The following is a 23,702-nucleotide window of genomic DNA, read 5'->3' as shown; positions in this document are numbered from 1 at the left end:
AAGTGGCGATATCAAGCCGGTACGCCACTATGGAAACGAAACGCCGTGTCCGGCGTGACTATTAGTTGTGCTTCGCATTCGGCAAAGAAACCCACCCGCTTGTCAATGGCATCCGACGAAAGATACCGCGCCAGCATGAGATAATCTTCGTAGTGGCGGCCTTCCGACTTGACCAGCGAACGGTAGAACCGAGCCAGTTCGGGGTCGAGGTGAGGAATCAGCCTGGCGAAACGTTCGCAGCTTCTCGCCTCGATAAATGCCCCTATAATAAGAATATCGACCAAACGCTCCGGTTCTTGAGGGCGCACGTGCCGACGCAGCCCTTCGGCATAGCGCGAAGCACTGAGATGGCGGTACTCGATGCCCCTCGCCTCCATCAACTTGACCACCTGCTCGAAATGCAGCAACTCTTCGCGCGCAAGCTGCGACATCTTGGTCAGCAGCAGCGGGTGGTCGACATAGCGGTAGAGCAGGCTCATCGCGGTCGAGGCGGCTTTCTTTTCGCACTGGGCGTGATCGATCAGCAGCAGCTCGGGATTGTCCAGCGCCCACTCGACCCAAGCTTCTGGCGTGGCACAAGCGAGAAAGGCGAGCAGGCCTGACGGTAGCTCGACATCGTTGAGGGTCGCTTCGAAAGTTTCTGACATGGTTCTGGCTCGGCAATCTGGATCGTGCGGTTAGCGGTGGGGAATCGAAACCCGGTCCGCGCATCGTCGCTCGTTCGCCTCTACCACCAACTGCTCGCTGAGTCGCACATGGAGGTCGGCGGGACTCAGTCCCGCAGCGCTCCCCAGTGGCGCCAGGCCGTAGCGATGCAGCTCGCGAATACGATCGCGCCCGACCCGTAGCAACTCAACGGCACGCGACAACGGCGGCTGCTCCGGACGAAAGCGGATACGATGCTGGCGCAGTTGCGCTTCGAGACGGGCTTCGTCAGTCACTTGCAGAAAGCGGGCGGCGACACGTTCGCGCAAGGCATCCAACTGCGCGATGCGAAGGTCACGTTGCTCGGCGGACAAGGCCATCCATACCACGATCTCGTCATCCGTTCGCTGGCAACCCCGGCATACCGGATCGCCCAGCGTCGTCGAACAGAGCCCCACGCACGGCGAGGCGATACGTGCGCACATTCACTTCCCCTTGTTTATTCGACAATGGTAACGCGCCCCGCCCTGACTGGCACGCTGTAGTTCAGCAAACATCGCGACGACCAAAGTCTAGGCCTCGGCGGAAAGGGCCAACTTAACATTGTCGACAGTTTCCCGTAGAATCGCGCCACCCAGTGACTACGGTTGTTACACCCGCCAAGGCAGGCAGTTAGACGATGTTCGTCGCCGTATCGACCCGCCTTGGGCAACACACCAGATGAGGGCCCCCAACGTGCTTGAAGCCTATCGCCAACATGTCGAAGAACGCGCCGCCGAGGGCGTCCCGCCGAAGCCCCTGAATGCCGAGCAAGTCGCCGCGCTGATCGAACTGCTGAAGAACCCGCCGGCCGGCGAAGAGGAGTTCATTCTCGACCTGCTGACCAATCGCGTTCCGCCGGGCGTCGACGAGGCAGCCTACGTCAAGGCCGGTTTCCTCACCGCCGTCGCCAAGGGCGAGGCAGAGTCTCCGTTGGTCGATAAGGTCCATGCCGTCAAGCTGCTGGGCACCATGCAGGGCGGCTACAACATCGTCTCCTTGGTCGAGCTGCTCGACGACGCCGAGCTGGCCAAGGAAACCGGCGAGCAGCTCAAGCACACCCTGCTGATGTTCGACGCCTTCCATGACGTGGAAGAGCGCGCCCGCGCCGGCAACGCCGTGGCCAAGGACGTCATGCAGTCCTGGGCCGACGCCGAGTGGTTCCTGTCCAAGCCTGCGCTGGCCGAAAAGATCACCCTCACCGTGTTCAAGGTGCCGGGCGAGACCAATACTGATGACCTCTCCCCTGCGCCGGACGCCTGGTCGCGCCCCGATATCCCGCTGCATGCCAACGCCATGCTCAAGAACGAGCGCGAAGGCATCGTGCCCGAAGTTCCGGGTACCACCGGCCCGCTCAAGCAGATCGAGGAAGTGAAGGCCAAGGGCTTCCCGGTCGCCTACGTCGGCGATGTCGTCGGCACCGGCTCCTCGCGCAAGTCCGCCACCAACTCGGTGCTGTGGTTCTTCGGCGACGACATTCCCAACGTGCCCAACAAGCGCGCCGGTGGATTCTGCTTCGGCGGAAAGATCGCCCCGATCTTCTTCAACACCATGGAAGATTCCGGCGCCCTGCCCGTGGAGATGGACGTTTCGAAGATGGAGATGGGCGACGTCATCGACGTATATCCCTATGAAGGCAAGGTGTGCAAGCACGGCACCGACGAAGTAGTCTCCACCTTTGAGCTCAAGACTCAGTTGATTCTCGACGAGGTGCGCGCCGGTGGCCGCATCCCGCTGATCATCGGCCGCGGCCTGACCGGCAAGGCGCGCGAGTCGCTGGGCTTGCCCCAGTCAGACGTTTTCCGCCTGCCAGAGCAGCCCACCGACACCGGCAAGGGTTACACCCTGGCCCAGAAGATGGTCGGCAAGGCCTGCGGTATGGAGGGCGTACGCCCGGGCATGTACTGCGAGCCGAAGATGACCACCGTGGGCTCACAGGACACCACCGGTCCGATGACCCGCGACGAACTCAAGGACCTCGCCTGCCTCGGCTTCCAGGCCGACCTGGTGATGCAGTCGTTCTGCCACACCGCCGCCTACCCGAAGCCGGTCGACGTGGAGACCCACCACACCCTGCCCGACTTCATCATGAACCGCGGCGGCGTCTCGCTGCGTCCGGGCGACGGCATCATTCACAGCTGGCTGAACCGCATGCTGCTGCCTGACACCGTAGGCACCGGCGGCGATTCCCACACCCGTTTCCCGCTCGGCATCTCCTTCCCGGCCGGTTCCGGCCTGGTGGCTTTTGCCGCGGCTACCGGCGTGATGCCGCTGGACATGCCGGAGTCGGTGCTGGTGCGCTTCAAAGGTAAGCGTCAGCCCGGCGTGACCCTGCGTGACCTGGTCCACGCGATCCCCTACTACGCCATCAAGCAGGGTCTGCTTACCGTCGAGAAGTCGGGCAAGAAGAACGCCTTCTCCGGTCGCGTGCTGGAGATCGAGGGTCTGGAGGATCTTACCGTCGAGCAGGCCTTCGAACTCTCCGATGCCTCCGCCGAGCGCAGTGCCGCCGGCTGCACCATTACCTTGGGTGAAGAGAGCGTGGCCGAGTACCTGAAATCCAACATCACCCTGCTCAAATGGATGATCGCCAACGGCTACGGCGACAAGCGCACCATCGAGCGCCGCATCCTGGCAATGGAAGAGTGGTTGGCCAACCCGAGCCTGATGCGCGCCGACAAGGACGCCGAGTACACGGAGGTCATCGAGATCGACCTCGCCGAGCTCAAGGAGCCGGTGCTCTGCGCCCCGAACGACCCGGACGACGCCCGCCTGCTCTCCGAGGTGGCCGGCGAGAAAATCGACGAGGTCTTTATCGGCTCGTGCATGACCAACATCGGCCACTTCCGCGCTGCCGGCAAACTGCTCGAAAAGCAGCCTGCAGGTAGCCTGAAGACCCGATTGTGGCTGGCGCCGCCGACCAAGATGGACCAGCACCAGCTCACCGAAGAGGGTTACTACGGCATTTACGGTCGCGCCGGAGCGCGCATGGAAATGCCGGGCTGCTCACTGTGCATGGGCAACCAGGCCCGTGTCGCGGCCAAGAGCACCGTGGTTTCCACCTCCACGCGTAACTTCCCCAACCGTTTGGGCGATGGCGCCAATGTCTATCTGGCGTCGGCCGAGCTGGCCGCGGTGGCAGCGGTGGAAGGTCGCTTGCCGAGCGTCGAGGAGTACCAGCGTTACATGGGAGAATTCGACGCCATGGCCGGCGAGATCTATCGTTACATGAACTTCCATGAAATCGAGGAGTACCAGAACGCCGCTTCCAATGTGATTCCGGTTGCTCAGGAAGCCTGATACTCTGGATTCAATCGAATCAGTTCGACTCCGATGCTCGCAACATCGATGGTACCTGGTACCTGAGCCGATGAACGAAGCGCCCCTTACGGGGCGCTTTTTTTGTATCAATTTTCCTATTGCCGTCTCCGCTCGGCGACGCCTCGGTACGTTATTTTACTCGCCGCTCCTTGAGCGGAGATAGACGCGAGTCTACGTTTAGAAAGCCTACATGCGTCGAGCACGGTCGGCTTGGTCGACTGCGCATGAGAAAAAGAGGGATTTCAAGGCTGGGCTTCGTACACACTTGCCAAGCGCAGGTAAGCGTGACTCCCAACGCAGCCCGAGGGACTTTTCAAGGAGTCAGAACATGCCAACCAGAATGCTCCTCACCGCAACAATCGTATCCGCTTCGCTACTCGTGGCCACCGGTGCCCAGGCACAAGCCGAACCCCACGAGCGATATGCCTATCTGGGCCTGGGCACCGGCTTCAGCTCGCTGGAAAACGATCGTGAAGAGGTGGACAACTTCATCGACAGCGGTGCCAGCGACTTCGACCTCGACGACGACGACAACGTCTGGAAAGGCTTTGCCGGCTATCAGTTCAACCGCTACCTGGCCGCCGAGGCTTTCTATGCCGACCTTGGGCGTGTACGCCTGCGGGGCAACGACGGTGCCAATACCGACCTGGAGTCGACCGCCTACGGCGCCAATCTGGTTGGCCAGTTCCCGATCACAACCTGGTTCACCCCGTACGCCAAGGTCGGGGCCGCCAGTTGGGAGACCGACGTCGACGGCAACCTCGGCGACGCCAGCATAGACCTTCAGAACAACGATGGCTTCGATCCGGTTTACGGCCTCGGCGCCCAGTTCAACTTCAACCCGGTGCTGATCCGCGCCGAGTACGAACGCTACGATTTCGACAGCGACTATACCATCGATACCTTTACCGCCTCGGTAGGGCTTCGTTTCTAGCTCTTGCCTCCGACCAAGACCTACGACACCGGATCATGTCCGGTGTCGAGTTCGCCTGCGACGAATCGACGAGAGTCCGTTCGAACGAACCATGGCATCATCCGACCATCCTCACCCAGGCAAGGAATCCGCGATGAGCGCAATCATCACGCCCGATATCTGCGATGCCCATCCGCACGTGCAGGTGCTCGACCCGATCTTCGTCGGTTTCGGAGGCCGCGAGGCCTTCTGCGGGCCGGTGCGCACCATCAAGTGCTTCGAGGACAACTCATTGGTCAAGCAGGCCGTCGGCGAACCCGGTGAGGGCGCCGTACTGGTAGTGGATGCCGGCGGCTCCCATCGCTGCGCTATGCTCGGCGACATGCTGGCGGAGCAGGCCGTGGACAATGGCTGGTCGGGTGTCGTCATGTATGGCTGCGTACGCGACGTAGACGTCTTGGCCGAGACCGATCTTGGCGTGCAGGCCCTCGGCGCGCATCCTCGCAAGAGCGAAAAACGCGGCGAGGGTAGCCGCGATATTCCGGTCACCTTTGCCGGCGTTACCCTGCGCCCCGGGCAGTGGCTGTATGCAGACAACAATGGCATCGTGGTAGCCGACGAGCGACTGCCTCTCGACACTTGAGCCTGCCGGCATCGCGGCGGCACTTGCCCAGCAAGCGACCGCGATGCCACGCTAATGGCATGAATCCGCAGCGAGAGTCTCCATACCGATGACGTCACTAGGCGTGGATGTGCTGCGCAGCCTGCGAGAGCACCTGCGTCCGCTGGTGGCGTACCACCTCTTCTTCACTTTGCTCGCCTCGAGCTTACTGCTGCCTGGCGTCGCTTGGACCCTGACCGGCCTGCTACGACACTTCGACCGCCCTGTCGTCACCAATGCCGCACTGCTCGACTTGCTACTTAGCCCAGCAGGCATACTGTGGCTGCTGGCGGCCATCGGCCTCACCTTCCTGATTCTCTATCTGCAGCAAGCCGGCATGATCCTGGTGGCGGTCAAGCGTCGAGACAATCATTACCAGTTGGCCTTCACCGCCCTCTGGCAGACTCTGCGCCGGCTACCCGTCCTGGCCGGCCTGGTGGTGCTCCAGGTGGGCACGCATCTGTTGCTATTGCTGCCCGTCGCGCTGCTGCTGGGCTGGCTATACGGGCTTATCATCGGCGGACTGGATCCCTATTACGTGCTGCGCCTGCGTCCGCCAGCACTGTGGTACTTCCTGGCTACCGCTGTACCGCTAATGCTCGGCTGGGTCCTCACTGCAGCATGGCTCTACGTGCGCTGGATCCTGGCGTTGCCGGTGGCCACGCTGGAAAACCTTTCGGCAGTTGCCTCACTCAAACGCAGCCGTGAACTGACCCGGGGCCATCGCGGCAAGGTAGCCTTGGTCGTGATCTTCGTCCTGCTGATCATCGTTGCCCTGCCCTTTCTTGCCAGTTCGCTCTTCGATCACGTTTTCACCCCCCTGCTGTGGTGGCTACCGGAGCGCAATGCGGTACTGATCCCCGCCATGCTTTCCTATATGACCGGCTACGTCCTGGCAACGCTGGCCATTACCTTCATCGGCATTGCGGCGAATGCGCTGCTCTCCGCCTGCCTCTACCTGCGCCTGGCTCATCGTGAGCCTCGCCCTGCTGCACCGCCACCCGATGCCCATCCGGGCCGTCTCGCCTGGGGCGTTGAAATGGTCGTACTGCTGTTTGCACTGCTCCAGGCCTGGTGGATCGTCAATAGCTTCGAGCTTCGCGATACCGTCGCCATCATTGCGCACCGCGGCAGTTCCATGGCTGCGCCAGAGAACACTCTGTCGGCGATCAAGCGCGCGAATGAGGATCGCGCCCACTACGTAGAGGTCGACGTACAGCTGACGGCCGATGGCGAGGTCGTGCTATACCACGATCGAAGCCTTCAGCGCCTGACCGGTGACCCACGCAGTTTGCAGGAGATGAACGTCGAGGAGTTGCGCGAATACGACGTTGGCAGTTGGTTTGGCGATGCTTTCATCGGGGAGCGCATCCCTACTCTGGCCGAGGCCTTCGCGGCGGTGCGCGGCAAGAGCGCCTTGATGATCGACATGAAGCCGGACCCGGGAACGGAAGACGCCTTGGTGGAGGCCGTGCTCGATACCATGCGGCGCGAGACCGAGGCGCGGCGCGAGTGCCTCGCTCGGGTGACGCCGGCACAGGCCGCCCGCTGTGGCAGCCCCGACGTGAGCGGGGAGACACGACTGGCGGTAATGTCGACACGCGTACTGGACAAGATCAAGAAACGCGAGCCGGACCTGCGCGTGACCCTGCTGGCCCAACTGGTCATGCCCGGCACCCTCGATCGACGCAGTTTCGACGCCCTGGGGCTGCGCCACAACCGCATCACCGACAACGAGATACGGCTGGCGCGTAAACTTGGCTACGAGGTGCACGCCTGGACGGTGAACGACCGGGCGCGCATGTCGCAGTTGATCGACCTCGGCGTGGACGCCATCATCACTGACTATCCGGACCGTCTCGCCGAACTTATCCACGACCGCCGCGAATTGAGTGACGGTGAGGTCCTGCTGGTGAAGCTGCGCAATTGGCTAAGGCGTTGATGTGACGCCCAGACGGGTGTCACCGAAGCGGGTCAATTCCCCATCACCACACCCTCACGGCGCGGGTCGGCGCCACCGAAGAATCCTTCCTCGGTGCGCTGGATCGCCTGCAGGCCACTGACCAGCTCACGCTCACTGGCTTCGTGGCCGAGTTGGTTGAGTTCCTCGATCACTTGAGCCGAGAAGCGCCCCTCCTCGAGGTAGGCCGGACCACCCAGCGTAATGGCATGAGGCAGGTCGAGCGCCTCCTGCGCATCCAGCCCCCAGTCGAGCATGGCCACCAGAGCCTTGGCGGTGTAATGGATGATCGCAGCACCGCCCGGCGAGCCGAGGCTGGCGATCAGCTCGCCGCTCTCACGGTCGAATACCAGCGTCGGGCTCATGCTGGAGCGTGGCCGCTTGCCGGCCTCGACACGGTTGGCGATCGGCGATCCGTCGACGTCCAGCGGTCGGAACGAAAAGTCGGTGAGCTCATTGTTGAGTAGGTAACCACCCGGTAGCCCGGTGCCGCCGTCGGTCAGGATACGCGAGCCGAAAGCAGACTCGATGGTAGTGGTCATGGCCACGGAATTGCCCTCTTCATCGATGATGCTGATGTGGCTGGTACCGTACTCGGGTTGCAAGGGCTGCACGGCCCAAGCCGTTTCCACGTCCCCGGGATTGCCTGGTTCGGCCCCGTCGGGCCCCATGCTGCTCTCTTCGACCAGTTCGGCACGCTCGTCCAGGTACTCTTCAGCAAGCATGCTGTTCCAGTCGCCGCCGGGAGGATTGACGAAGTCCGGATCGGCGATGTACTTGTTGCGGTCGGCGAAGGCCAGCCGTGACGCCTCGAGGAAACGGTGCAGCCACTCGGTGCTGGGGCGGTCCTCCTCCAGCGGCTCATCGAGGGCCGGCAGGTTCTCCAGAATGCCCAGTATCTGCATGATAGTGAGATGCCCCGAAGACGGCGGCGGGAAACCGCAGACTCGGTAATCCTGCCAGTCGGTACACAGCGGGTCTCTCTCCTTCGCTACATAAGTGGCCATATCCTCCAGGCTGATCGCCCCCGGCCGTTCGGGATGACTCTGCACCCGTTGGACGAGATTCTCGGCAATTGGTCCGGTGTGCAGCGCCTTGCTTCCGTTCTCGGCAATATCCTGCAGGATCTCGGCGAGTGCCGGGTTCTTCAGCTGATGCCCTTGAGGCAGTGGCTCACCCTCCTCGGTGTAATAGAACTCGCCGGCAAGCGGGTCATCGCGAAGCCTCTCCTCGGCAGCAAGGCTGCTATGCAGCCGGGGACTGACCTCGAAGCCTTCCTCGGCCAAGGTGATGGCTGGCGCGAACAGCTCCGCCCAGGGCAGGTTGCCATGTTTTTCATGAGCCATTTCGAGCATGCGCACGGTTCCAGGTACGCCGACAGAGAGACCGCTGGCCGCCGCGTCCATGAATTCGAGAGGCTCGCCCTCGCCATTGAGGAACAACGACTCGCTGGCTGCGCTAGGAGCCGTCTCGCGTCCATCGTAGGTCTTCACCTCATTGCCATCGTAATGCATCAGAAAAGCGCCGCCGCCGATGCCGCTCGATTGGGGCTCCACCAGGGTCAGCACCATCTGCACGGCGATGGCAGCATCCACTGCCGAGCCTCCGGCCTTCAGCACCTGGTAGCCGGCATCGGTGGCCAGGGGATTGGCTGCCGCCACGGCAAAGCTCTCGGTGGCCCAGCCGGGTTTCTCGTTATAGCCTGACGCGGCCTCCGGCTCGATGGCCGGGGCTTCGTACTGAAAGGCCACCTCGGAAGTTGCCAACAGCGGCGTGCCCAGCATGCAAGCTGAAGTAACGGTAACTAACCAGTATCGACGAAAGGAAACTGATCGGATGTCCATGAGTGGGCCTCTCGGTAACTCCATGTAAGAGGTGTACAGCATAGGCGAAAAAAAGCCCGATTGAGAGCCATCAATCGGGCAAGTTTGTAACTAAAGCAAACTTTACTATGAGAGTGTCTCACCCGCTAGCATGAACCAGGTTTCCAACACTGCATCAGGGTTGAGCGAAACGGAGTCGATGCCTTGCTCCATGAGCCATTTGGCAAGATCGGGGTGATCGGAGGGGCCCTGGCCACAGATGCCGACGTACTTGCCCTTGGCCTTGCAGGCCTGGATGGCCATGGCCAGCAGGCGTTTCACCGCAGGATTACGCTCGTCGAACAGGTGCGCCACGATACCCGAGTCGCGGTCCAGGCCCAGCGTCAGCTGGGTCAGGTCGTTGGATCCGATGGAGAAGCCATCGAAGTGTTCGAGGAATTCCTCGGCCAGCAGCGCATTGGCCGGCAACTCACACATCATGATGATCTTGAGGCCGTTGTCACCTCGCTTGAGGCCATTGGCCGCCATCAGCTCGACGACCTCACGCGCCTCTTCGGTAGTGCGCACGAACGGCACCATGATCTCGATGTTGTCGAATCCCATCACATCGCGCACGCGCTTGAGCGCCCGACACTCGAGTTCGAAGCAGGGACGGAAGGCATCGGAGATATACCGCGAGGCACCACGGAAGCCGAGCATGGGATTCTCTTCGCCCGGCTCGTAGAGCTTACCGCCGATCAGGTTCTCGTATTCGTTCGATTTGAAATCGGAGAGCCGCACGATCACCCGCTGCGGGTGGAACGCCGCCGCCAGGGTAGAAATACCCTCGACCAGCTTGTCGACGTAGAAGTCCACGGGGCTGGCATAGCCGGCAGTACGCAGGTTGATGGTCTGCTGCAGGTCGAGTGGCAAGGTGTCGTACTCGAGCAGCGCCTTGGGGTGCACGCCGATCATGCGGTTGATGATGAACTCCAGGCGCGCCAGGCCGATGCCGGCATGAGGCAAGCTGGCGAAGCTGAAGGCGCGGTCGGGGTTGCCGACGTTCATCATGATCTTGAACGGGATCTCGGGCATCGAGTCGACGCTGGTAACACGCCGATCGTAATCCAGCAGGCCCTCGTAGACATGGCCGGTGTCGCCTTCGGCGCAGGAAACCGTAACGTCGCGGCCGTCCTCCAGAATCTCGGTGGCGTCGCCGCAGCCCACCACGGCGGGTATACCCAGCTCGCGTGCGATAATCGCCGCGTGGCAGGTACGACCGCCGCGATTGGTTACGATCGCCGAGGCGCGCTTCATGATCGGCTCCCAGTCGGGGTCGGTCATGTCGGTGACCAGCACATCGCCGGCGTTGACCTTGTCCATCTCTTCCGGGGTGAACACGATCTTCACTGCTCCGCGGCCAATTCGCTGGCCGATAGCCCGGCCGGTGACCAACGTGCGTCCCTTCTCCTTGAGGTGGAAACGCTCGAGCTTGCCGCCCTCCTGCTGGGATACCACGGTCTCCGGACGCGCCTGGACGATGTAGAGTTCGCCGTCGTCGCCGTCCAGCGCCCACTCGATGTCCATCGGTCTACCGTAGTGCTGCTCGATAGTGACCGCCTGGCGAGCCAGCGCCATCACCTGATCGTCACTGATGCAGAAGCGGGCACGATCACTGAGCGGTACGTCCACGGTGGAGACCGACTTGCCGGCACTGGCATCGTCGCTGTAGATCATCTTGATCAGCTTGGAGCCTAGGTTGCGCCGCAGCACCGCAGGCCGACCGGCGGCCAGGGTCGACTTGTGCACGTAGAATTCATCGGGGTTGACCGAGCCCTGCACTACCGTCTCGCCCAGGCCCCAGGAAGCGGTGACGAACACTGCTTCGCGGTAGCCCGATTCCGTATCCAGCGTGAACATCACGCCAGAGGCACCGGTCTCCGAGCGCACCATCTTCTGAATGCCCGCCGACAACGCCACGTTCTCGTGGGCGTAGCCGCGGTGCACGCGATAGGAAATGGCACGGTCGTTGAACAGCGAGGCGAACACCTCGTGTACGGCACGCTTGATGTTGTCGAAGCCCTCGATGTTGAGGAAGGTTTCCTGCTGCCCCGCGAAGGAAGCATCGGGCAAGTCCTCGGCGGTAGCCGAGCTGCGTACAGCCGCCTTGAGGTTAGGGTGCTGGCTGACCAATTGGTCATAGGCGCTGCGCAGATGCTCCTCGAAGGAAGGCGGCAACGGCGTGTCGATCACCCACTGGCGAATCTCGGCACCCACGCGGGAGAGTTCGGCGACGTCGTCGACGTCGAGCCGAGCCAGAGCCTGGTTGATACGCTCGTTGAGGCCCTCATGGGCGAGGAATTCACGGTAGGCATGGGCCGTGGTGGCAAAGCCGCCGGGCACGGTCACGCCGGCACCCGAAAGATTTGAGATCATCTCGCCAAGCGAGGCGTTCTTGCCACCCACCCGCTCCACATCGTCCATGCCGAGCTGATCGAACCACAGGATGTAGTCTTCCACGTTATCCCTCCAATGATGTCCGTTGCCTAGACTTCAGGCGAAAAGCGCAATGCTGCCCACCTTAAACGCAAGCGGCCATATTCGCCATTGGTCTAACATCGAAGTCACTGGAGGTTTTTTACAACAACTGCCGGATTCTTGCGTTTCCTGTAGTCGAAAGGTTATCCAATGTCACTAGCATCACGCCTTGCCGACGGCGCCACGAGCCGTGACAATGAGATATTCGAATCATCACGGATACCCTCGACGCCATGTCCCGAACCGCCTTTTTCATCTCCGACGGCACCGGCATTACCGCCGAGAGCCTGGGTCGCAGCCTGCTTGCGCAGTTCGAGAACGTCGAGCTGCGCATGCTCACCAAGCCCTATATCGACACCATCGACAAGGCGCGAACCCTGGTCGATATCATTACCGGCGCCGCGGCGCGTGATGGCGAGGAGCCGATCATCATCGACACCATCGTCGACGAATCGATCCGCGAGGTTATCCGCAGCGCGCCCGGTTTCAAGATCGACATCTTCTCGACCTTCCTCAAGCCGCTGGAAAAGGAGCTCGGCACTCACTCGAGCTATACCGTGGGCCGCACTCACTCCATCGGGCAGGACGAGGTCTACATGGATCGCATCCACTCGGTCCACTTCGCCCTCGATAACGACGACGGTGCTCGCACCCACCAATACGACCAGGCCGACGTCATCCTGGTCGGGGTGTCACGCTGCGGCAAGACGCCGACCTCGCTCTATCTCGCCCTGCAGTTCGGTATACGCGCCGCCAACTATCCGCTCACCGAGGACGATCTCGACGAGGACGGCAGTCTCAAGCTGCCACGGGCCCTCGCCCAGTACCGCCACAAACTGTTCGGACTGACCATCGATCCTCGCCGGCTGACCGCCATTCGCCATGAACGGCGCCCCAACAGCCGCTACAGCTCGCTGGATCAGTGCGTCCAGGAAGTGGAGCAGGCCGAAGGGCTCTATCGCCAGATGCATATCCCCTATATCGACACCACACGCTTCTCCATCGAGGAGATCTCGACCCGCATGATCGCCGAGACGGGGCTGACTCGGCGCTTCTCGCCGCGCTAACGAACGATACCCTCGCGCCGCAGCCGCTCGATATCGTCGGCGTTCAGGCCCATCTCGGCGAGTATCGTATCGCTGTCCTGGCCCAGCCGGGGCGGTGCTACCTCGCTGACGGCGGGCTGGCTATTGAAGCGCAATGGACAGGCCACCTGCGGCACCTCGAGCTCACCGCGCTTGAGCGTGCGCTGCATGTGCCGGTGCTTGACCTGGGGATCGTCGAAGACTTCCGCGATGGTATTGATCGGCCCGGCAGGAATGCCGCGAGCCTCGAGCTCGGCCAGCCATTCGTCGCGCTTGCGCGTCAGGAAGATCGCCTGGATCAGCGGCACCAATACGCCACGATTGCCCACGCGGGCGGCATTGGTGGCATATGCCGGATCATCAGCCCATTCGGGATGGCCCAGCAGTTCGGCCAACCGCGTGAACTGGCTGTCGTTGCCCACCGTCAGGACTAGATGACCGTCGGCACAGGCAAAGGCCTGATAGGGCACGATGTTGGGATGGGCGTTGCCATGGCGTTCGGGCGAGACGCCGCTGACCAGGGCGTTGAGTGCCTGATTGGCCAGCGCCGCTACCTGTACGTCGAGCAGCGCCACGTCCACGTGTCGCCCTTCGCCGGTGCGGTCTCGCTCGTGCAGGGCCGCAAGCACGCCGATGGTGGCGTAGAGCCCCGTCATCACGTCGGTGATCGCCACACCGGTCTTCATCGGCATGCCGTCCGGCTCGCCGCCGATACTCATTAATCCGCCCATGGCCTGGATCATGAAGTCGTAGCCGGCCCGGTGTGCGTAGGGCCCGTCCTGACCGAAGCCGGTGATCGAACAGCCGATCAAACGCGGATTGAGCGCCTTCAGGCTGGCGTAGTCGAGACCGTACTTGGCCAGACCGCCGACCTTGAAATTCTCGAGCATGATATCGGCGCCCTCGGCGAGCTGGCGAATCAGCGCCTGGCCCCGCTCGCTCGCGATATCTACCGCCAGCGACTGCTTGCCACGGTTGGCGCACAGAAAATAGGCCGCCACCCTCTCGACGTCACTTCCCGCCTCCAGATCTTCATCAAGCCACGGCGGCCCCCAGCCACGGGTGTCGTCACCACGCTGGGGATGCTCGATCTTGATCACGCGCGCCCCGAGGTCGGCAAGCAGCTGACCGGCCCAGGGGCCGGCCAACACACGCGACATATCGAGCACCGTGATGCCTTCCAGCGGTCGGCTCATGCTCACTCCTCGCGTCGCCGCGTATTCAATTTGCGAAAGCTTGCAGGCCCGTCTGCGCCCGACCAAGAATCAGTGCATGCACGTCGTGGGTGCCTTCGTAGGTATTGACCGCCTCGAGATTCATCATGTGGCGAATGACGTGGTACTCGTCGGCGATGCCGTTGCCGCCGTGCATGTCGCGGGCGACACGGGCGATGTCGAGTGCCTTGCCGCAGTTGTTGCGCTTGATCAGCGAGATCGCCTCCGGGACCAGTTGGCCCGCATCGATCATGCGGCCCACGCGCAGCGCCGCCTGCAGGCCCAGCGCTATCTCGGTCTGCATGTCGGCGAGCTTCTTCTGGATCAGCTGATTGGCGGCCAGCGGACGGCCGAATTGCTTGCGGTCGAGTGTGTACTGGCGGGCAGCGTGCCAGCAGGCCTCGGCGGCCCCCATGCTGCCCCAGGCGATGCCGTAACGGGCGCGGTTGAGGCACGAGAACGGCCCCTTGAGCCCGGTGACGCCCGGCAGGCGCTGTTCGTCGGTCACTTCCACATCCTGCATGGCGATCTGCCCGGTAACGGAGGCACGCAGGCTGAACTTGCCTTCGATCTTGGGGGCGGAAAGCCCCGTCATGCCCTTCTCGAGAATGAAGCCGTTGACCACGCCCTCCTCGTCCCGCGCCCACACCACGAAAACGTCGGCGATCGGAGAGTTGGTGATCCAGGTCTTGGTGCCGTTGAGCCGCCAACCATTCTCGGTACGCACGGCGCGCGTGGACATGTTGCCCGGGTCGGAGCCGTGGTCCGGCTCGGTGAGGCCGAAAGCCCCCACCCACTCGCCGGTGGCCAGCTTGGGCAGGTATTTCTCGCGCTGCGCTTCACTGCCGAAGGCGTGGATGGGATACATCACCAGGCTCGACTGCACGCTCATGGCACTGCGGTAACCGGAATCGACGCGCTCAACCTCGCGGGCGATCAGACCGTAGCTGACGTAGTTCATGCCGGCACAGCCATAGCCGTCGATGGTTGCGCCGAGCAGGCCCAGCTCGCCCATTTCGTTCATGATTTCACGGTCGAAGCGCTCGTAACGGTTGGCCTCGAGCACCCGCGGCATCAGCTTGTCCTGACAGTAGTCGTGGGCGGTCTGAAGGACCATACGCTCGTCTTCGTCGAGCTGGTCGATCAGGCGGAACGGGTCTTCCCAAGTCACGGGGGTGATCTGGCTCATGGCGGCTCTCCTGAAATAATTTCTACATTTTTAACAAATGTAGACCAAACTAGATCCTCTGCCAAGCCTTCGCCACTTTTTTCTAAAGAGAATTGACTGAACCGCCCCTGAGTTCTACCTCTTCGGCACGCATGGCATCGAGCCGCCGATGCAGGGTTCGCCACGCCACCAGTCCCACCAGCACGTTGGCCAGGAACAGGCCGATGAAGATGCCCTGGGTATCTCCTATCGCACCACCCAGCCAGGCCAGCGGAACCGTGAGCAGAAACAAACGAATCACCGAGAGACGCATGGCTCGGGAGGGTTCGTGCAAAGCATTGAACGAGGATACCGCCAGGATCACCACGCCCTGGGCGCCGAGACCCAGCGGCACCCACCACAGAAAGTCGCGTAGCACCGCTGCCGTCGCTTCCCCAGCGGTATAGCCAGCCACCAGCCAGGGGGCCAATAGTTGCAGCAACAGCCATACGCCGAGCTGCCATGCCAGCACGAAAACGAAGCAACCGAAGATGGCACGCCGTACGCGCTCGTGCTGCCCTGCCCCCACGTTCTGGCTGACCAGCGGTGGTAGTGTCATAGAGAGTGCCAGCACGGCGATTTGGGCGATGGCCTCGATGCGCGTGCCGACACCATAGCCGGCCACGGCATGGTGGCCATGACCGGCGACGATGCGAGTTATCAGCGCCAGGGCCAAGGGTGTGAATACGCTGGTGATGGCGGCGGGCAAGGCGATTCGCGACAGCTCGCGCCAAGAACCCACGAGCCCACCAAGGGTGAGTCGGCGCAGATCGAGACAGTCGCGCAGCTCACGTTGCCCGAACAGTGCCGCAGTCATCGCGCTCCAGCTCAGCAGCGTGGCCAAGGCCGCGCCCTGTACACCCAGCGCCGGGAACGGCCCCACGCCGAAGATCAGCAGCCAGTCGAGCAGACCGTTGAGCAATGCGGCCAGCGCCATCATCAGCCCAGGGATGAGCGTATTGCCCTGGGCGCGCAGCACGCTGTTGAGCACGCGCGGCACGATCACCGCCGCCGCGCCCAGGTACCAGATACCCATGTAGTTCCGGATATGCGGCATCAGCGCTGCATCGGCCCCCAAGAGCCGGAATAGCGGCTCGAGCGTGGCCAGGCCGAGCAGGCTCAACAGCACACCAACTACCAGCGCCAGCAGCGCGGCGTCGGTGGCGCGTCGCCGCACGGTCTCGATATCGCCCTGGCCCAGGCGTCGCGCCACCACCGCCGAGGTGCCGATACCCAGACCGATGGCCAGGCTGATCACCGCGAATACCACCGGGAAGGTGAACGACACCGCCGCCAGCGGGACTGCCCCCAACCTGGCGATGAACCAGGTATCGACCAGGTTGAAGCTCATCATGGCAATCATGCCGCCCACCACGGGCAGGCACTTGCGCAGCAGGGTCAGCGCAATGGGGCCTTCGAGCAGTTCGCGGCGCATGGGGCGTCGCGAAACGCCTTCAGCCGAGGAAGGGGAAGTAGACATGGGACCTCAAAACGAGAAACGAGCAAAGGATTGTGCCCGTTTCTCGCCAAGCTGCCAAAAGCGGGGTTCAGCTATCCTCGCCTGCCCGATAGAGCTTCTGAATACTGGAGAAGTCGAGCCCACCGTTGCCCTGTGCCGAGTGCAAGGCAAACAGGTTGCGCGCTTGGGACCCCATCGGCACCGTGGCCTTGCAACCCAGCGCCAGCTCCCAGGCCAACCCCAGGTCCTTGGCCATCAGGTCGGTAAGGAAGCCGCCCCGGTAGTCGCGCGAGGCGGCAGAGCCCTCCATCACGCCAGGCCAGGGGTTGTAGACGTTCAGCGCCCAGTTGCCGCCGCTGCTCTGCTTCATGATCTCGGACAGCACGACCGGGTCGAGGCCGTTCTTGACGCCCAGGGCCAAGGCCTCGGCGGTACCGCTCATGAGGATGCCGAGCAGCATATTGTTGCAGATCTTGGCCACCTGGCCAGCACCGATCTCGCCGGCATGGAAGATGTTCTTGCCCATGCCCTCGAGCACCGGCTTGGCCTGCTCGAAGCCGGCCTGGCTACCACCGACGATGAAAGTCAGAGTACCGGCCTGGGCGCCTCCCACGCCGCCGGAGACCGGCGCATCGAGGTAGGTCAGGCCGCGCTCGGTGGCCGCGGTGCCTACGAAACGGGCATCCTCCGGCGAGATGGTGGAGGCATCGATGATCAGCGGCTTGCCTTCCAGGGCATCGAACAGCCCCGGCGAATCCTCGCGACCGAGATAGAGACGGCGCACATGCTGGCCGGCCGGCAACATGGAGACGACCACCTCGGCATCACTGGCCGCGCTCTGGGCGCTGGCGCAAGCACGGGCACCCGCTTCCTCAAGGTGTTTCATGGCGGCATCGACCAGGTCGAAGACGCTGACTTCATGGCCGGCCTTGACCAGATTGTGGGCCATCGGGGCACCCATGTTGCCGAGGCCGATGAAGGCGATTTTCATGTGAGCTGCTCCTGATTGTCGTTACAGAAAAGCATGTCTGGAATCAATAGGCGTATCGCGTTCAGGTCCATCGTTTGCCACTGCCAAGGTCGCTCAAAGGATGCTCCTCCTCGTTCCACAGCGGAGCCAACAGCGCCTGTAGATCCGCTTCAGGTACCTTGTCGGCACTCTCGTGTAGCCACTTGGGGTTCTTGTCCTTGTCGATCAGCAAAGCACGCACCCCTTCGGCGATATCGCCTTGGCGGCAGCACTGCACCGAAAGGTTGAGCTCATCGCGGAAGGCATCGGCCAGGCTGGTATGACGATGGCGCTCGAGCATGCGCCAGACCAGATGGGCACTCAGCGGACTGCCGGCCTCGAGCCGCTTACGATTGGCGGCAAGCCACGCATGGTCGCGATCGTCTTGCAGGATACGCTTCACCGCCATCGGCGCATCGACCTGACCGCAGAGGGCCTGGAGATGATCGACCAGCGGCCAGACCTGAGCATCCGGTGCCTGAGTGCGGTCCTCGAGCTCGTCGAGTACCCGCTGCACTCCGGCCTCGAGGTCGCGAGGGCTATGCGAGCCATAATCGGCTTCGCCGAGGGCCTCGAGCAACGCATCGCGTCGCTCGCGCGGCACGAAGTGGTCGGCCAGCCCCAGGTCCAGTGCATCGCGAGCGTTGAGCTGGGCCCCGGTGAGCCCGAGATAGGCCCCTACTCCCCGCGGCATGCGATTGAGGAACCAACTGGCGCCGATGTCGGGGTAGAGACCGATGGTGATCTCAGGCATGGCGATCAGCGTGGTCTGCGTTGCCAAACGCCGCGAGGCACCCGCCATCAGGCCCAGGCCACCGCCCATGACGATTCCGTCACCCCACACCAGAACCGGCTTGGGGTAAGTATGGATGCGGTAGTCGAGGCGATATTCCGTGGTGAAGTAGGTTTCGGCGAAGAGGCTGTCGCGGCCGGCACCGCAGTTGTCGCCCTCCTCGGTCATCGAGTGGTACAACGCCACCACGTCACCACCGGCACAAAAGGCCTTTTCCCCCGCCCCCTCCAACCACACCGCGACGATGCTGCGATCCACTGCCCAGGCCTCGAGCTTGGCATCCAACTGTCGCGCCATGTCCAACGTCAATGCATTGAGCGACTTCTGCGAGTTGAGGGTGGCGACACCGATCCTCCCCCCGCCGCGGGTTGGCAACTCATCGAAGATGACCGCAAGATCCGTCATGCCACTATTCTCCTTCTGATTATTGCAGCGCCTCGATCACACCATCCGCCAGCAGGCGGCGGGCCACGATCACACGCATGATCTCATTGGTGCCCTCGAGAATCTGGTGCACTCGGGTATCGCGCACCATGCGTTCCAGGGGGAACTCTCTCAAGTAACCATATCCGCCATGCAGCTGCAGTGCCTCGTTGCAGACACTGAAGCCCATGTCGGTGGCGAAGCGCTTGGCCATGGCACAGTAGGCGGTGGCCTCCGGGTCGCCCTGGTCGAGCCGCCAGGCGGCATTGCGCACCATCAACCGCGCCGCAGTGAGCTCGGTGGCCATGTCGGCCAGCTTGAACTGCAGCGCCTGGAAATGTGCCAACTCGCGGCCGAACTGCTTGCGCTCCTGCAGATAGTTGCGCGACAGGCTCAGGGCGTGCTGGGCCGCCCCCAGCGAACAGCTGGCGATGTTCAGACGCCCACCGTCAAGCCCCTTCATGGCCAGTTTGAAACCTTCGCCCTCCTCGCCCAGGCGATTGCCTACCGGCACGCGCACTCCATCGAAGCTGACCAGGCGCGTGGGCTGACTCTTCCAGCCCATCTTCTCTTCGTTCTTGCCATACTCGATGCCTGCAGCATCCGCCGGCACCAGAATCGCAGAAACCCCGCCGGCACCGCTGTCGGCTGCGCCGGTGCGGGCCATGACCACCAGCACGTCATTGGCGCCGGCGCCGGAAATGAACATCTTGGAGCCGCTGATGACATACTCGTCACCGTCGCGCACGGCCTTGGTCCGCAGGCTGGCCGCATCCGAGCCGGAACCGGGCTCGGTCAGGCAATAGCAGCCCAGGCACTCGCCGCTGATCAGCCGTTCGACCCACGTCTCGCGTAGCGCCTCGTTGCCCCAGCTCGCCACCATCCAGGCGACCATGTTGTGAATGGTAAGATAGGCGGTCGTGGAGATGCAGCCTTGGGAGAGCTGTTCGAAGATCAGCGAGGCATCCAGCCGCGACAGCCCCAGGCCACCGCGATCTTCGGGAATGTAGATGCCCAGGAACCCCGCTTCGCCGGCGCGACGAATGACCTCGACCGGAAAGTGCGAGGTGGCGTCCCATTCGGCGGCATGGTCGGCCAGCTCGGCCTGAGAGAAATCGGCGGCAGCCTGGACGAGCGCCTGCTGGTCATCGGAAAGTGAGAAATCCATCGGGGTAACCTCGTGTGTTTTGTACGTCAGGCCGCATGTCTAAGCGCGACTCAGTCCCCGCCGCTTGAGCGGGGTAACGCAAGGCGCTTGATGCCGACCAACCTAGCACTTGCTAGGTTTTACCGCACACATCCCTTGGTCGACAACCACTTTACGTTAACGTCAACGTCGTCTAGTGTTGCGAATACGTGGCGAGGCACCGCGCGACGGCCCGCCCTACTCATAGGAAGGTAGCAATGAGCACACCCAAACCGGAAGCCACACTCGCGGTCAACGGCAGCCTGCCCCGGCACCGCCGCACCTACTCAATCGGCGAACTGGCCCGGATGTTCGAGGTGACGCCACGCACCATCCGCTTCTACGAACAGGAAGGGTTGTTGGCACCGGAGCGCCGCGGCCAGACCCGCATCTATCATGAGAAGGATCGCGTTCGCCTCAAGCTGACCCTGCGCGGCAAGCGCCTGGGCTTCTCGCTCGCCGAGATTCGCGAGGTCATCGAGATGTACGACGCCATGCCCGATGGCAACGCGCGCCAGCTCAAGCGCCTGCTGGAAATCCTCACCGACAAGCGCAGCAACATGGAGCGTCAGCTGGAGGACATACGGTTGATGCAGCGCGAACTCGATGACGTGGAGATGCGCGCACGGGAAGTCCTGGAGCGCCTCGACCAGAATTGACCGAAACGCCGCGGCGTCCTTGCAGTGACAGCCCCAGTGGTCGGCATTCCAGCGACAATCGATTAATGCAAACTGCCACAACAAGACGGGTAACACGATGACACGCCAAGCACTTCAAGAACGCGTCCCCAACAGTTACGTCAGCGGCATCAGCGACACGCCGCTGAAGGGTGAAACCATTGGCGACTGTTTCGACGCTACGGTCGCGCGCTTTCCCGACGGCGACGCCCTGCTCAGCCTGCACCAAGGGCTGCGCTACACCTGGAAGGAACTGCAGCAGGCGGTCAACCAGGCAGCCCGCGCCATGCTCGCCCTGGGCGTGAAGAAAGGCGACCGAGTGGGCATCTGGTCGCCCAACTGCGCCGAGTGGACCATTACCCAGTTCGCCACTGCGAAGATCGGCGCCATCCTGGTCAACATCAACCCCAGCTACCGCACTCACGAGCTGGAATACGCGCTCAAGCAATCCGGCGCCTCGACGCTGATCCTGCAGGGCCTGTTCAAGACCTCAGACTATGTCGCCACCCTCGCCGAGCTGGCACCGGAGCTGCGCGAGGGTGCGCCCTCCACCTTCTCGGCCGCCAAGCTGCCCGAGCTCAAGCGCGTGGTGTGCCTCGACGCCGAGCGTGCACTGACCGGCATGTTCAGCTGGCAGAGCATGCTGGCGCACGCCGATGAAGTCTCAGCCGAACATCTGGCCGACATTCAGGCCACGCTGCAATTCGACGAGCCGATCAACATTCAGTACACCTCCGGTACCACCGGAGCACCCAAGGGGGCCACGCTCTCCCATCACAACATTCTCAATAACGGCTTCTTCGTCGCCCGCACCATGGGCTTCACCGAAAAGGACCGCCTGGTGATCCCGGTGCCGCTCTATCATTGCTTCGGCATGGTGATGGGTAACCTGGGCTGCGTGACTCACGGCGCCACCATGATCTACCCGGGCGATGGCTTCGAGCCTGAAGCCACCCTCAAGGCGGTCGCCGACGAGAAAGCCACGGCGCTGTATGGCGTACCAACCATGTTCATCGCCGAACTCGAGCACTCCAACTTTGCCCAGTACGACCTCTCCACCCTGCGAACCGGCATCATGGCGGGCTCGATCTGCCCCATCGAGGTGATGCGCAAGGTCATCGACAAGATGCACATGGAAGACGTCACCATCTGCTACGGCATGACCGAAACCAGCCCGGTCAGTACCCAGACCCAGACCGACGCCCCGCTGGAGAAGCGCGTGACCACGGTGGGCACCATTCACCCCCATCTGGAGGTCAAGCTGGTCAGTCCCGAGACCGGCGCGGTAGTACCGCGCGGCGAGTCCGGTGAGCTGTGCACCCGTGGCTACAGCGTGATGCTCGGCTACTGGAACAACGAGGAGGCCACCGCCAAGTCGATCGACGGCGCCGGTTGGATGCACACCGGCGACCTGGCGACCATGGACGAGGACGGCTACGTCGCCATCGTCGGCCGCATCAAGGACATGATCATCCGCGGCGGCGAGAACATCTACCCGCGCGAGATCGAGGATTTCCTGTATACCCACCCGGCCATCTCCGACGTGCAGGTCATCGGCGTACCCGACGAGAAGTACGGCGAAGAGGTCATGGCCTGGGTCAAGCTGGCGGACGGGCAGCGATTGTCGACCGACGAGCTCAAGGAGTTCTGCAAGGGCAAGATCGCGCATTACAAGATCCCGCGCTACGTGAAGTTCGTCGACGAATTCCCGATGACCGTCACCGGCAAGATCCAGAAGTTCAAGATGCGCGAGGAAGCCACCCACGAGCTGGGCCTGGCCTGAACGCATAGCAGCGCTCCACACCAGCCCGCCCCTCACCGCGCCCCTGCTTCGTCAGGGGCGCTTTCCGTTTACCGCCTCACGCCGTGCGCTCGCCAATCCAGTCGATGAAGGCTCGCACCTTGTAGAGGTCGGCCATGTGTTCGGGGTAGGCCATATAGTAAGCGTCCTGGCTCTTCAGGCTGAAGGGCCAGGGAACCACCAGCTTGCCCTCGTCGATCTCCTCCTGGGCGAGAAAGCGCGGCACCAATGCCACACCGCATCCGGCCTGCGCCGCCCGCAGCGCCATATAGAAGGTATCGAAGCGCGGCCCATGGTAGCTGTGCTCGGTGTACTGCCCCTGGGCATCGAACCAGTCGTGCCAGGCTTCCGGCCGGGTAGTGCTCTGCAACAACACCAGCCTGGTCAGGGCCAAGGGTTCGTCCACGCTCATCCCCTCCAGCGCCTGCGGGGAGCAGACCGGCACGATCTCCTCGTCGAGCAGCTTGATGCACTCGGCCTTGGGCCAGGCACCATGGCCGAAGAAGAACGCCACCTCCACCCGCTCCTGCTGCATGTCGAATGGCTCGACGCGATTGCTGATATTGAGATTGATGTTCGGGTAACGAAACCGGAAGCCGTTGAGCCTCGGTATCAGCCAGCGCGCCCCGAAGGTGGGCAGGGTGGCGACATTGAGCACATCGGCGTCTCCGCCATAGGACTGCATGTAGCGCGTCGACATCTCTACCTGGGCGAGAATCTTGCGTGCCTCGCTCAGGTAGATTGCTCCCTCGGGCGTGAGGTGCAGGCGGCGCCGGATCCGCCGGAACAGGGGATGCTCCAGGATCGATTCCAGCTGTGCGACCTGCTTGCTCACGGCACTCTGGGTCAGACTCAGCTCATCCGCCGCACGGGTGAAGCTCAAGTGTCGGGCCGCCGCTTCGAAGCATTGAAGCCCGGCAAGGGAAGGGAGATGTCGTCGACTCATGTAGGCCACATAGCATGAAATTA

The 23,702-nt window shown here is 62.7% G+C and carries 18 protein-coding genes; 7 read left to right on the top strand and 11 right to left on the bottom strand.

What is annotated here, in order from left to right; genetic code table 11:
- Nucleotides 1-11 precede the first annotated feature (11 nt).
- Together HNO52_RS09445 and HNO52_RS09440 are read right to left on the bottom strand one after the other, a co-directional pair.
- Nucleotides 12-647 carry a MiaE family protein gene (locus HNO52_RS09445; RefSeq protein ID WP_197568876.1) on the bottom strand — a complete coding sequence of 212 codons (636 nt, stop codon included), beginning with the start codon at nt 645-647 and terminating at the stop codon, nt 12-14.
- A gap of 30 nt (nt 648-677) precedes the next feature.
- Nucleotides 678-1,130, bottom strand: a complete 453-nt coding sequence (locus HNO52_RS09440; protein WP_197568875.1) for a DUF1289 domain-containing protein — start codon at nt 1,128-1,130, stop codon at nt 678-680.
- 250 nt (nt 1,131-1,380) lie between these two features.
- On the opposite strand from HNO52_RS09440, the gene acnB reads away from it, so the two are divergent.
- From acnB to HNO52_RS09420, 4 genes are all read left to right on the top strand, one after another.
- Nucleotides 1,381-3,984, top strand: a complete 2,604-nt coding sequence (acnB, locus tag HNO52_RS09435) for a bifunctional aconitate hydratase 2/2-methylisocitrate dehydratase (protein WP_197569166.1) — start codon at nt 1,381-1,383, stop codon at nt 3,982-3,984.
- Nucleotides 3,985-4,333: 349 nt separating this feature from the next.
- Nucleotides 4,334-4,939, top strand: coding sequence for a porin family protein (locus tag HNO52_RS09430; RefSeq protein WP_197568874.1), 606 nt, complete (start codon nt 4,334-4,336; stop codon nt 4,937-4,939).
- Nucleotides 4,940-5,072: 133 nt separating this feature from the next.
- On the top strand, nt 5,073-5,561 hold the full coding sequence (gene rraA / locus HNO52_RS09425; protein ID WP_197568873.1) for a ribonuclease E activity regulator RraA: 489 nt from the start codon (nt 5,073-5,075) through the stop codon (nt 5,559-5,561).
- 88 nt (nt 5,562-5,649) lie between these two features.
- Nucleotides 5,650-7,521: a glycerophosphodiester phosphodiesterase family protein gene (locus HNO52_RS09420; RefSeq protein ID WP_197568872.1), complete on the top strand. Its 1,872-nt coding sequence runs from the start codon at nt 5,650-5,652 to the stop codon at nt 7,519-7,521.
- Between the two features lie 32 nt (nt 7,522-7,553).
- On the opposite strand, the gene ggt is transcribed toward HNO52_RS09420, so the two are convergent.
- Together ggt and ppsA are read right to left on the bottom strand one after the other, a co-directional pair.
- Nucleotides 7,554-9,383, bottom strand: a complete 1,830-nt coding sequence (gene ggt, locus HNO52_RS09415) for a gamma-glutamyltransferase (protein ID WP_197568871.1) — start codon at nt 9,381-9,383, stop codon at nt 7,554-7,556.
- 105 nt (nt 9,384-9,488) lie between these two features.
- The gene (gene ppsA / locus HNO52_RS09410) at nt 9,489-11,861 is read right to left on the bottom strand and encodes a phosphoenolpyruvate synthase (RefSeq protein WP_197568870.1); all 2,373 of its coding nucleotides are present in this window, start codon (nt 11,859-11,861) and stop codon (nt 9,489-9,491) included.
- 251 nt (nt 11,862-12,112) lie between these two features.
- On the opposite strand from ppsA, the gene ppsR reads away from it, so the two are divergent.
- Entirely contained in the window at nt 12,113-12,946 is an 834-nt protein-coding gene (gene ppsR / locus HNO52_RS09405; RefSeq protein ID WP_197568869.1) for a posphoenolpyruvate synthetase regulatory kinase/phosphorylase PpsR, read from the top strand.
- Here the strand turns inward: ppsR and HNO52_RS09400 are convergent.
- The 6 genes from HNO52_RS09400 to HNO52_RS09375 all read right to left on the bottom strand — a co-directional run bounded on the left by HNO52_RS09400 (nt 12,943) and on the right by HNO52_RS09375 (nt 20,237).
- A complete protein-coding gene (locus HNO52_RS09400; protein WP_197568868.1) occupies nt 12,943-14,160 on the bottom strand; it encodes a CaiB/BaiF CoA transferase family protein in 1,218 nt (405 codons plus the stop codon). The two genes, ppsR and HNO52_RS09400, sit on opposite strands and share 4 nt — an antisense overlap.
- 25 nt (nt 14,161-14,185) lie before the next feature.
- Entirely contained in the window at nt 14,186-15,367 is a 1,182-nt protein-coding gene (locus tag HNO52_RS09395) for an acyl-CoA dehydrogenase (protein WP_197568867.1), read from the bottom strand.
- 82 nt (nt 15,368-15,449) lie between these two features.
- Nucleotides 15,450-16,865: an MATE family efflux transporter gene (locus HNO52_RS09390; RefSeq protein ID WP_232090689.1), complete on the bottom strand. Its 1,416-nt coding sequence runs from the start codon at nt 16,863-16,865 to the stop codon at nt 15,450-15,452.
- 67 nt (nt 16,866-16,932) lie between these two features.
- Complete coding sequence (gene mmsB, locus HNO52_RS09385) at nt 16,933-17,835, bottom strand: 3-hydroxyisobutyrate dehydrogenase (protein WP_197568866.1); 903 nt, start codon at nt 17,833-17,835, stop codon at nt 16,933-16,935.
- Nucleotides 17,836-17,896: 61 nt separating this feature from the next.
- Entirely contained in the window at nt 17,897-19,051 is a 1,155-nt protein-coding gene (locus tag HNO52_RS09380) for an enoyl-CoA hydratase/isomerase family protein (RefSeq protein ID WP_197568865.1), read from the bottom strand.
- Between the two features lie 19 nt (nt 19,052-19,070).
- Nucleotides 19,071-20,237, bottom strand: a complete 1,167-nt coding sequence (locus HNO52_RS09375; protein ID WP_197568864.1) for an acyl-CoA dehydrogenase family protein — start codon at nt 20,235-20,237, stop codon at nt 19,071-19,073.
- Between the two features lie 236 nt (nt 20,238-20,473).
- Between HNO52_RS09375 and HNO52_RS09370 the strand changes: the two genes are divergently transcribed.
- Nucleotides 20,474-20,914 carry a MerR family transcriptional regulator gene (locus tag HNO52_RS09370; RefSeq protein WP_197568863.1) on the top strand — a complete coding sequence of 147 codons (441 nt, stop codon included), beginning with the start codon at nt 20,474-20,476 and terminating at the stop codon, nt 20,912-20,914.
- A 97-nt stretch (nt 20,915-21,011) separates the two neighbouring features.
- A complete protein-coding gene (locus tag HNO52_RS09365) occupies nt 21,012-22,715 on the top strand; it encodes an AMP-binding protein (protein WP_197568862.1) in 1,704 nt (567 codons plus the stop codon).
- Between the two features lie 76 nt (nt 22,716-22,791).
- Here HNO52_RS09365 and gcvA read toward each other — a convergent pair whose 3' ends face one another.
- Entirely contained in the window at nt 22,792-23,679 is an 888-nt protein-coding gene (gcvA, locus tag HNO52_RS09360) for a transcriptional regulator GcvA (RefSeq protein ID WP_197568861.1), read from the bottom strand.
- Between the last annotated feature and the right edge of the window lie 23 nt (nt 23,680-23,702).

It is taken from the genome of Halomonas sp. MCCC 1A13316 (assembly GCF_014931605.1).
Lineage (GTDB): Bacteria > Pseudomonadota > Gammaproteobacteria > Pseudomonadales > Halomonadaceae > Halomonas.
Note: the sequence above shows the minus strand (reverse complement) of the source record. Positions and strands in the feature narration are given on the sequence as shown.

What these genes read in the sequence shown, in the direction of transcription:
- mmsB (WP_197568866.1), bottom strand. Translation starts at nt 17,835, where the DNA reads ATGAAAATCGCCTTCATCGGCCTCGGCAACATGGGTGCCCCGATGGCC.
- HNO52_RS09395 (WP_197568867.1), bottom strand. Translation starts at nt 15,367, where the DNA reads ATGAGCCAGATCACCCCCGTGACTTGGGAAGACCCGTTCCGCCTGATC.
- gcvA (WP_197568861.1), bottom strand. Translation starts at nt 23,679, where the DNA reads ATGAGTCGACGACATCTCCCTTCCCTTGCCGGGCTTCAATGCTTCGAA.
- HNO52_RS09430 (WP_197568874.1), top strand. Translation starts at nt 4,334, where the DNA reads ATGCCAACCAGAATGCTCCTCACCGCAACAATCGTATCCGCTTCGCTA.
- HNO52_RS09440 (WP_197568875.1), bottom strand. Translation starts at nt 1,130, where the DNA reads ATGTGCGCACGTATCGCCTCGCCGTGCGTGGGGCTCTGTTCGACGACG.
- HNO52_RS09375 (WP_197568864.1), bottom strand. Translation starts at nt 20,237, where the DNA reads ATGGATTTCTCACTTTCCGATGACCAGCAGGCGCTCGTCCAGGCTGCC.
- rraA (WP_197568873.1), top strand. Translation starts at nt 5,073, where the DNA reads ATGAGCGCAATCATCACGCCCGATATCTGCGATGCCCATCCGCACGTG.
- HNO52_RS09390 (WP_232090689.1), bottom strand. Translation starts at nt 16,865, where the DNA reads ATGTCTACTTCCCCTTCCTCGGCTGAAGGCGTTTCGCGACGCCCCATG.
- HNO52_RS09400 (WP_197568868.1), bottom strand. Translation starts at nt 14,160, where the DNA reads ATGAGCCGACCGCTGGAAGGCATCACGGTGCTCGATATGTCGCGTGTG.
- HNO52_RS09365 (WP_197568862.1), top strand. Translation starts at nt 21,012, where the DNA reads ATGACACGCCAAGCACTTCAAGAACGCGTCCCCAACAGTTACGTCAGC.
- ppsR (WP_197568869.1), top strand. Translation starts at nt 12,113, where the DNA reads ATGTCCCGAACCGCCTTTTTCATCTCCGACGGCACCGGCATTACCGCC.
- HNO52_RS09445 (WP_197568876.1), bottom strand. Translation starts at nt 647, where the DNA reads ATGTCAGAAACTTTCGAAGCGACCCTCAACGATGTCGAGCTACCGTCA.
- ggt (WP_197568871.1), bottom strand. Translation starts at nt 9,383, where the DNA reads ATGGACATCCGATCAGTTTCCTTTCGTCGATACTGGTTAGTTACCGTT.
- HNO52_RS09370 (WP_197568863.1), top strand. Translation starts at nt 20,474, where the DNA reads ATGAGCACACCCAAACCGGAAGCCACACTCGCGGTCAACGGCAGCCTG.
- HNO52_RS09380 (WP_197568865.1), bottom strand. Translation starts at nt 19,051, where the DNA reads ATGACGGATCTTGCGGTCATCTTCGATGAGTTGCCAACCCGCGGCGGG.
- HNO52_RS09420 (WP_197568872.1), top strand. Translation starts at nt 5,650, where the DNA reads ATGACGTCACTAGGCGTGGATGTGCTGCGCAGCCTGCGAGAGCACCTG.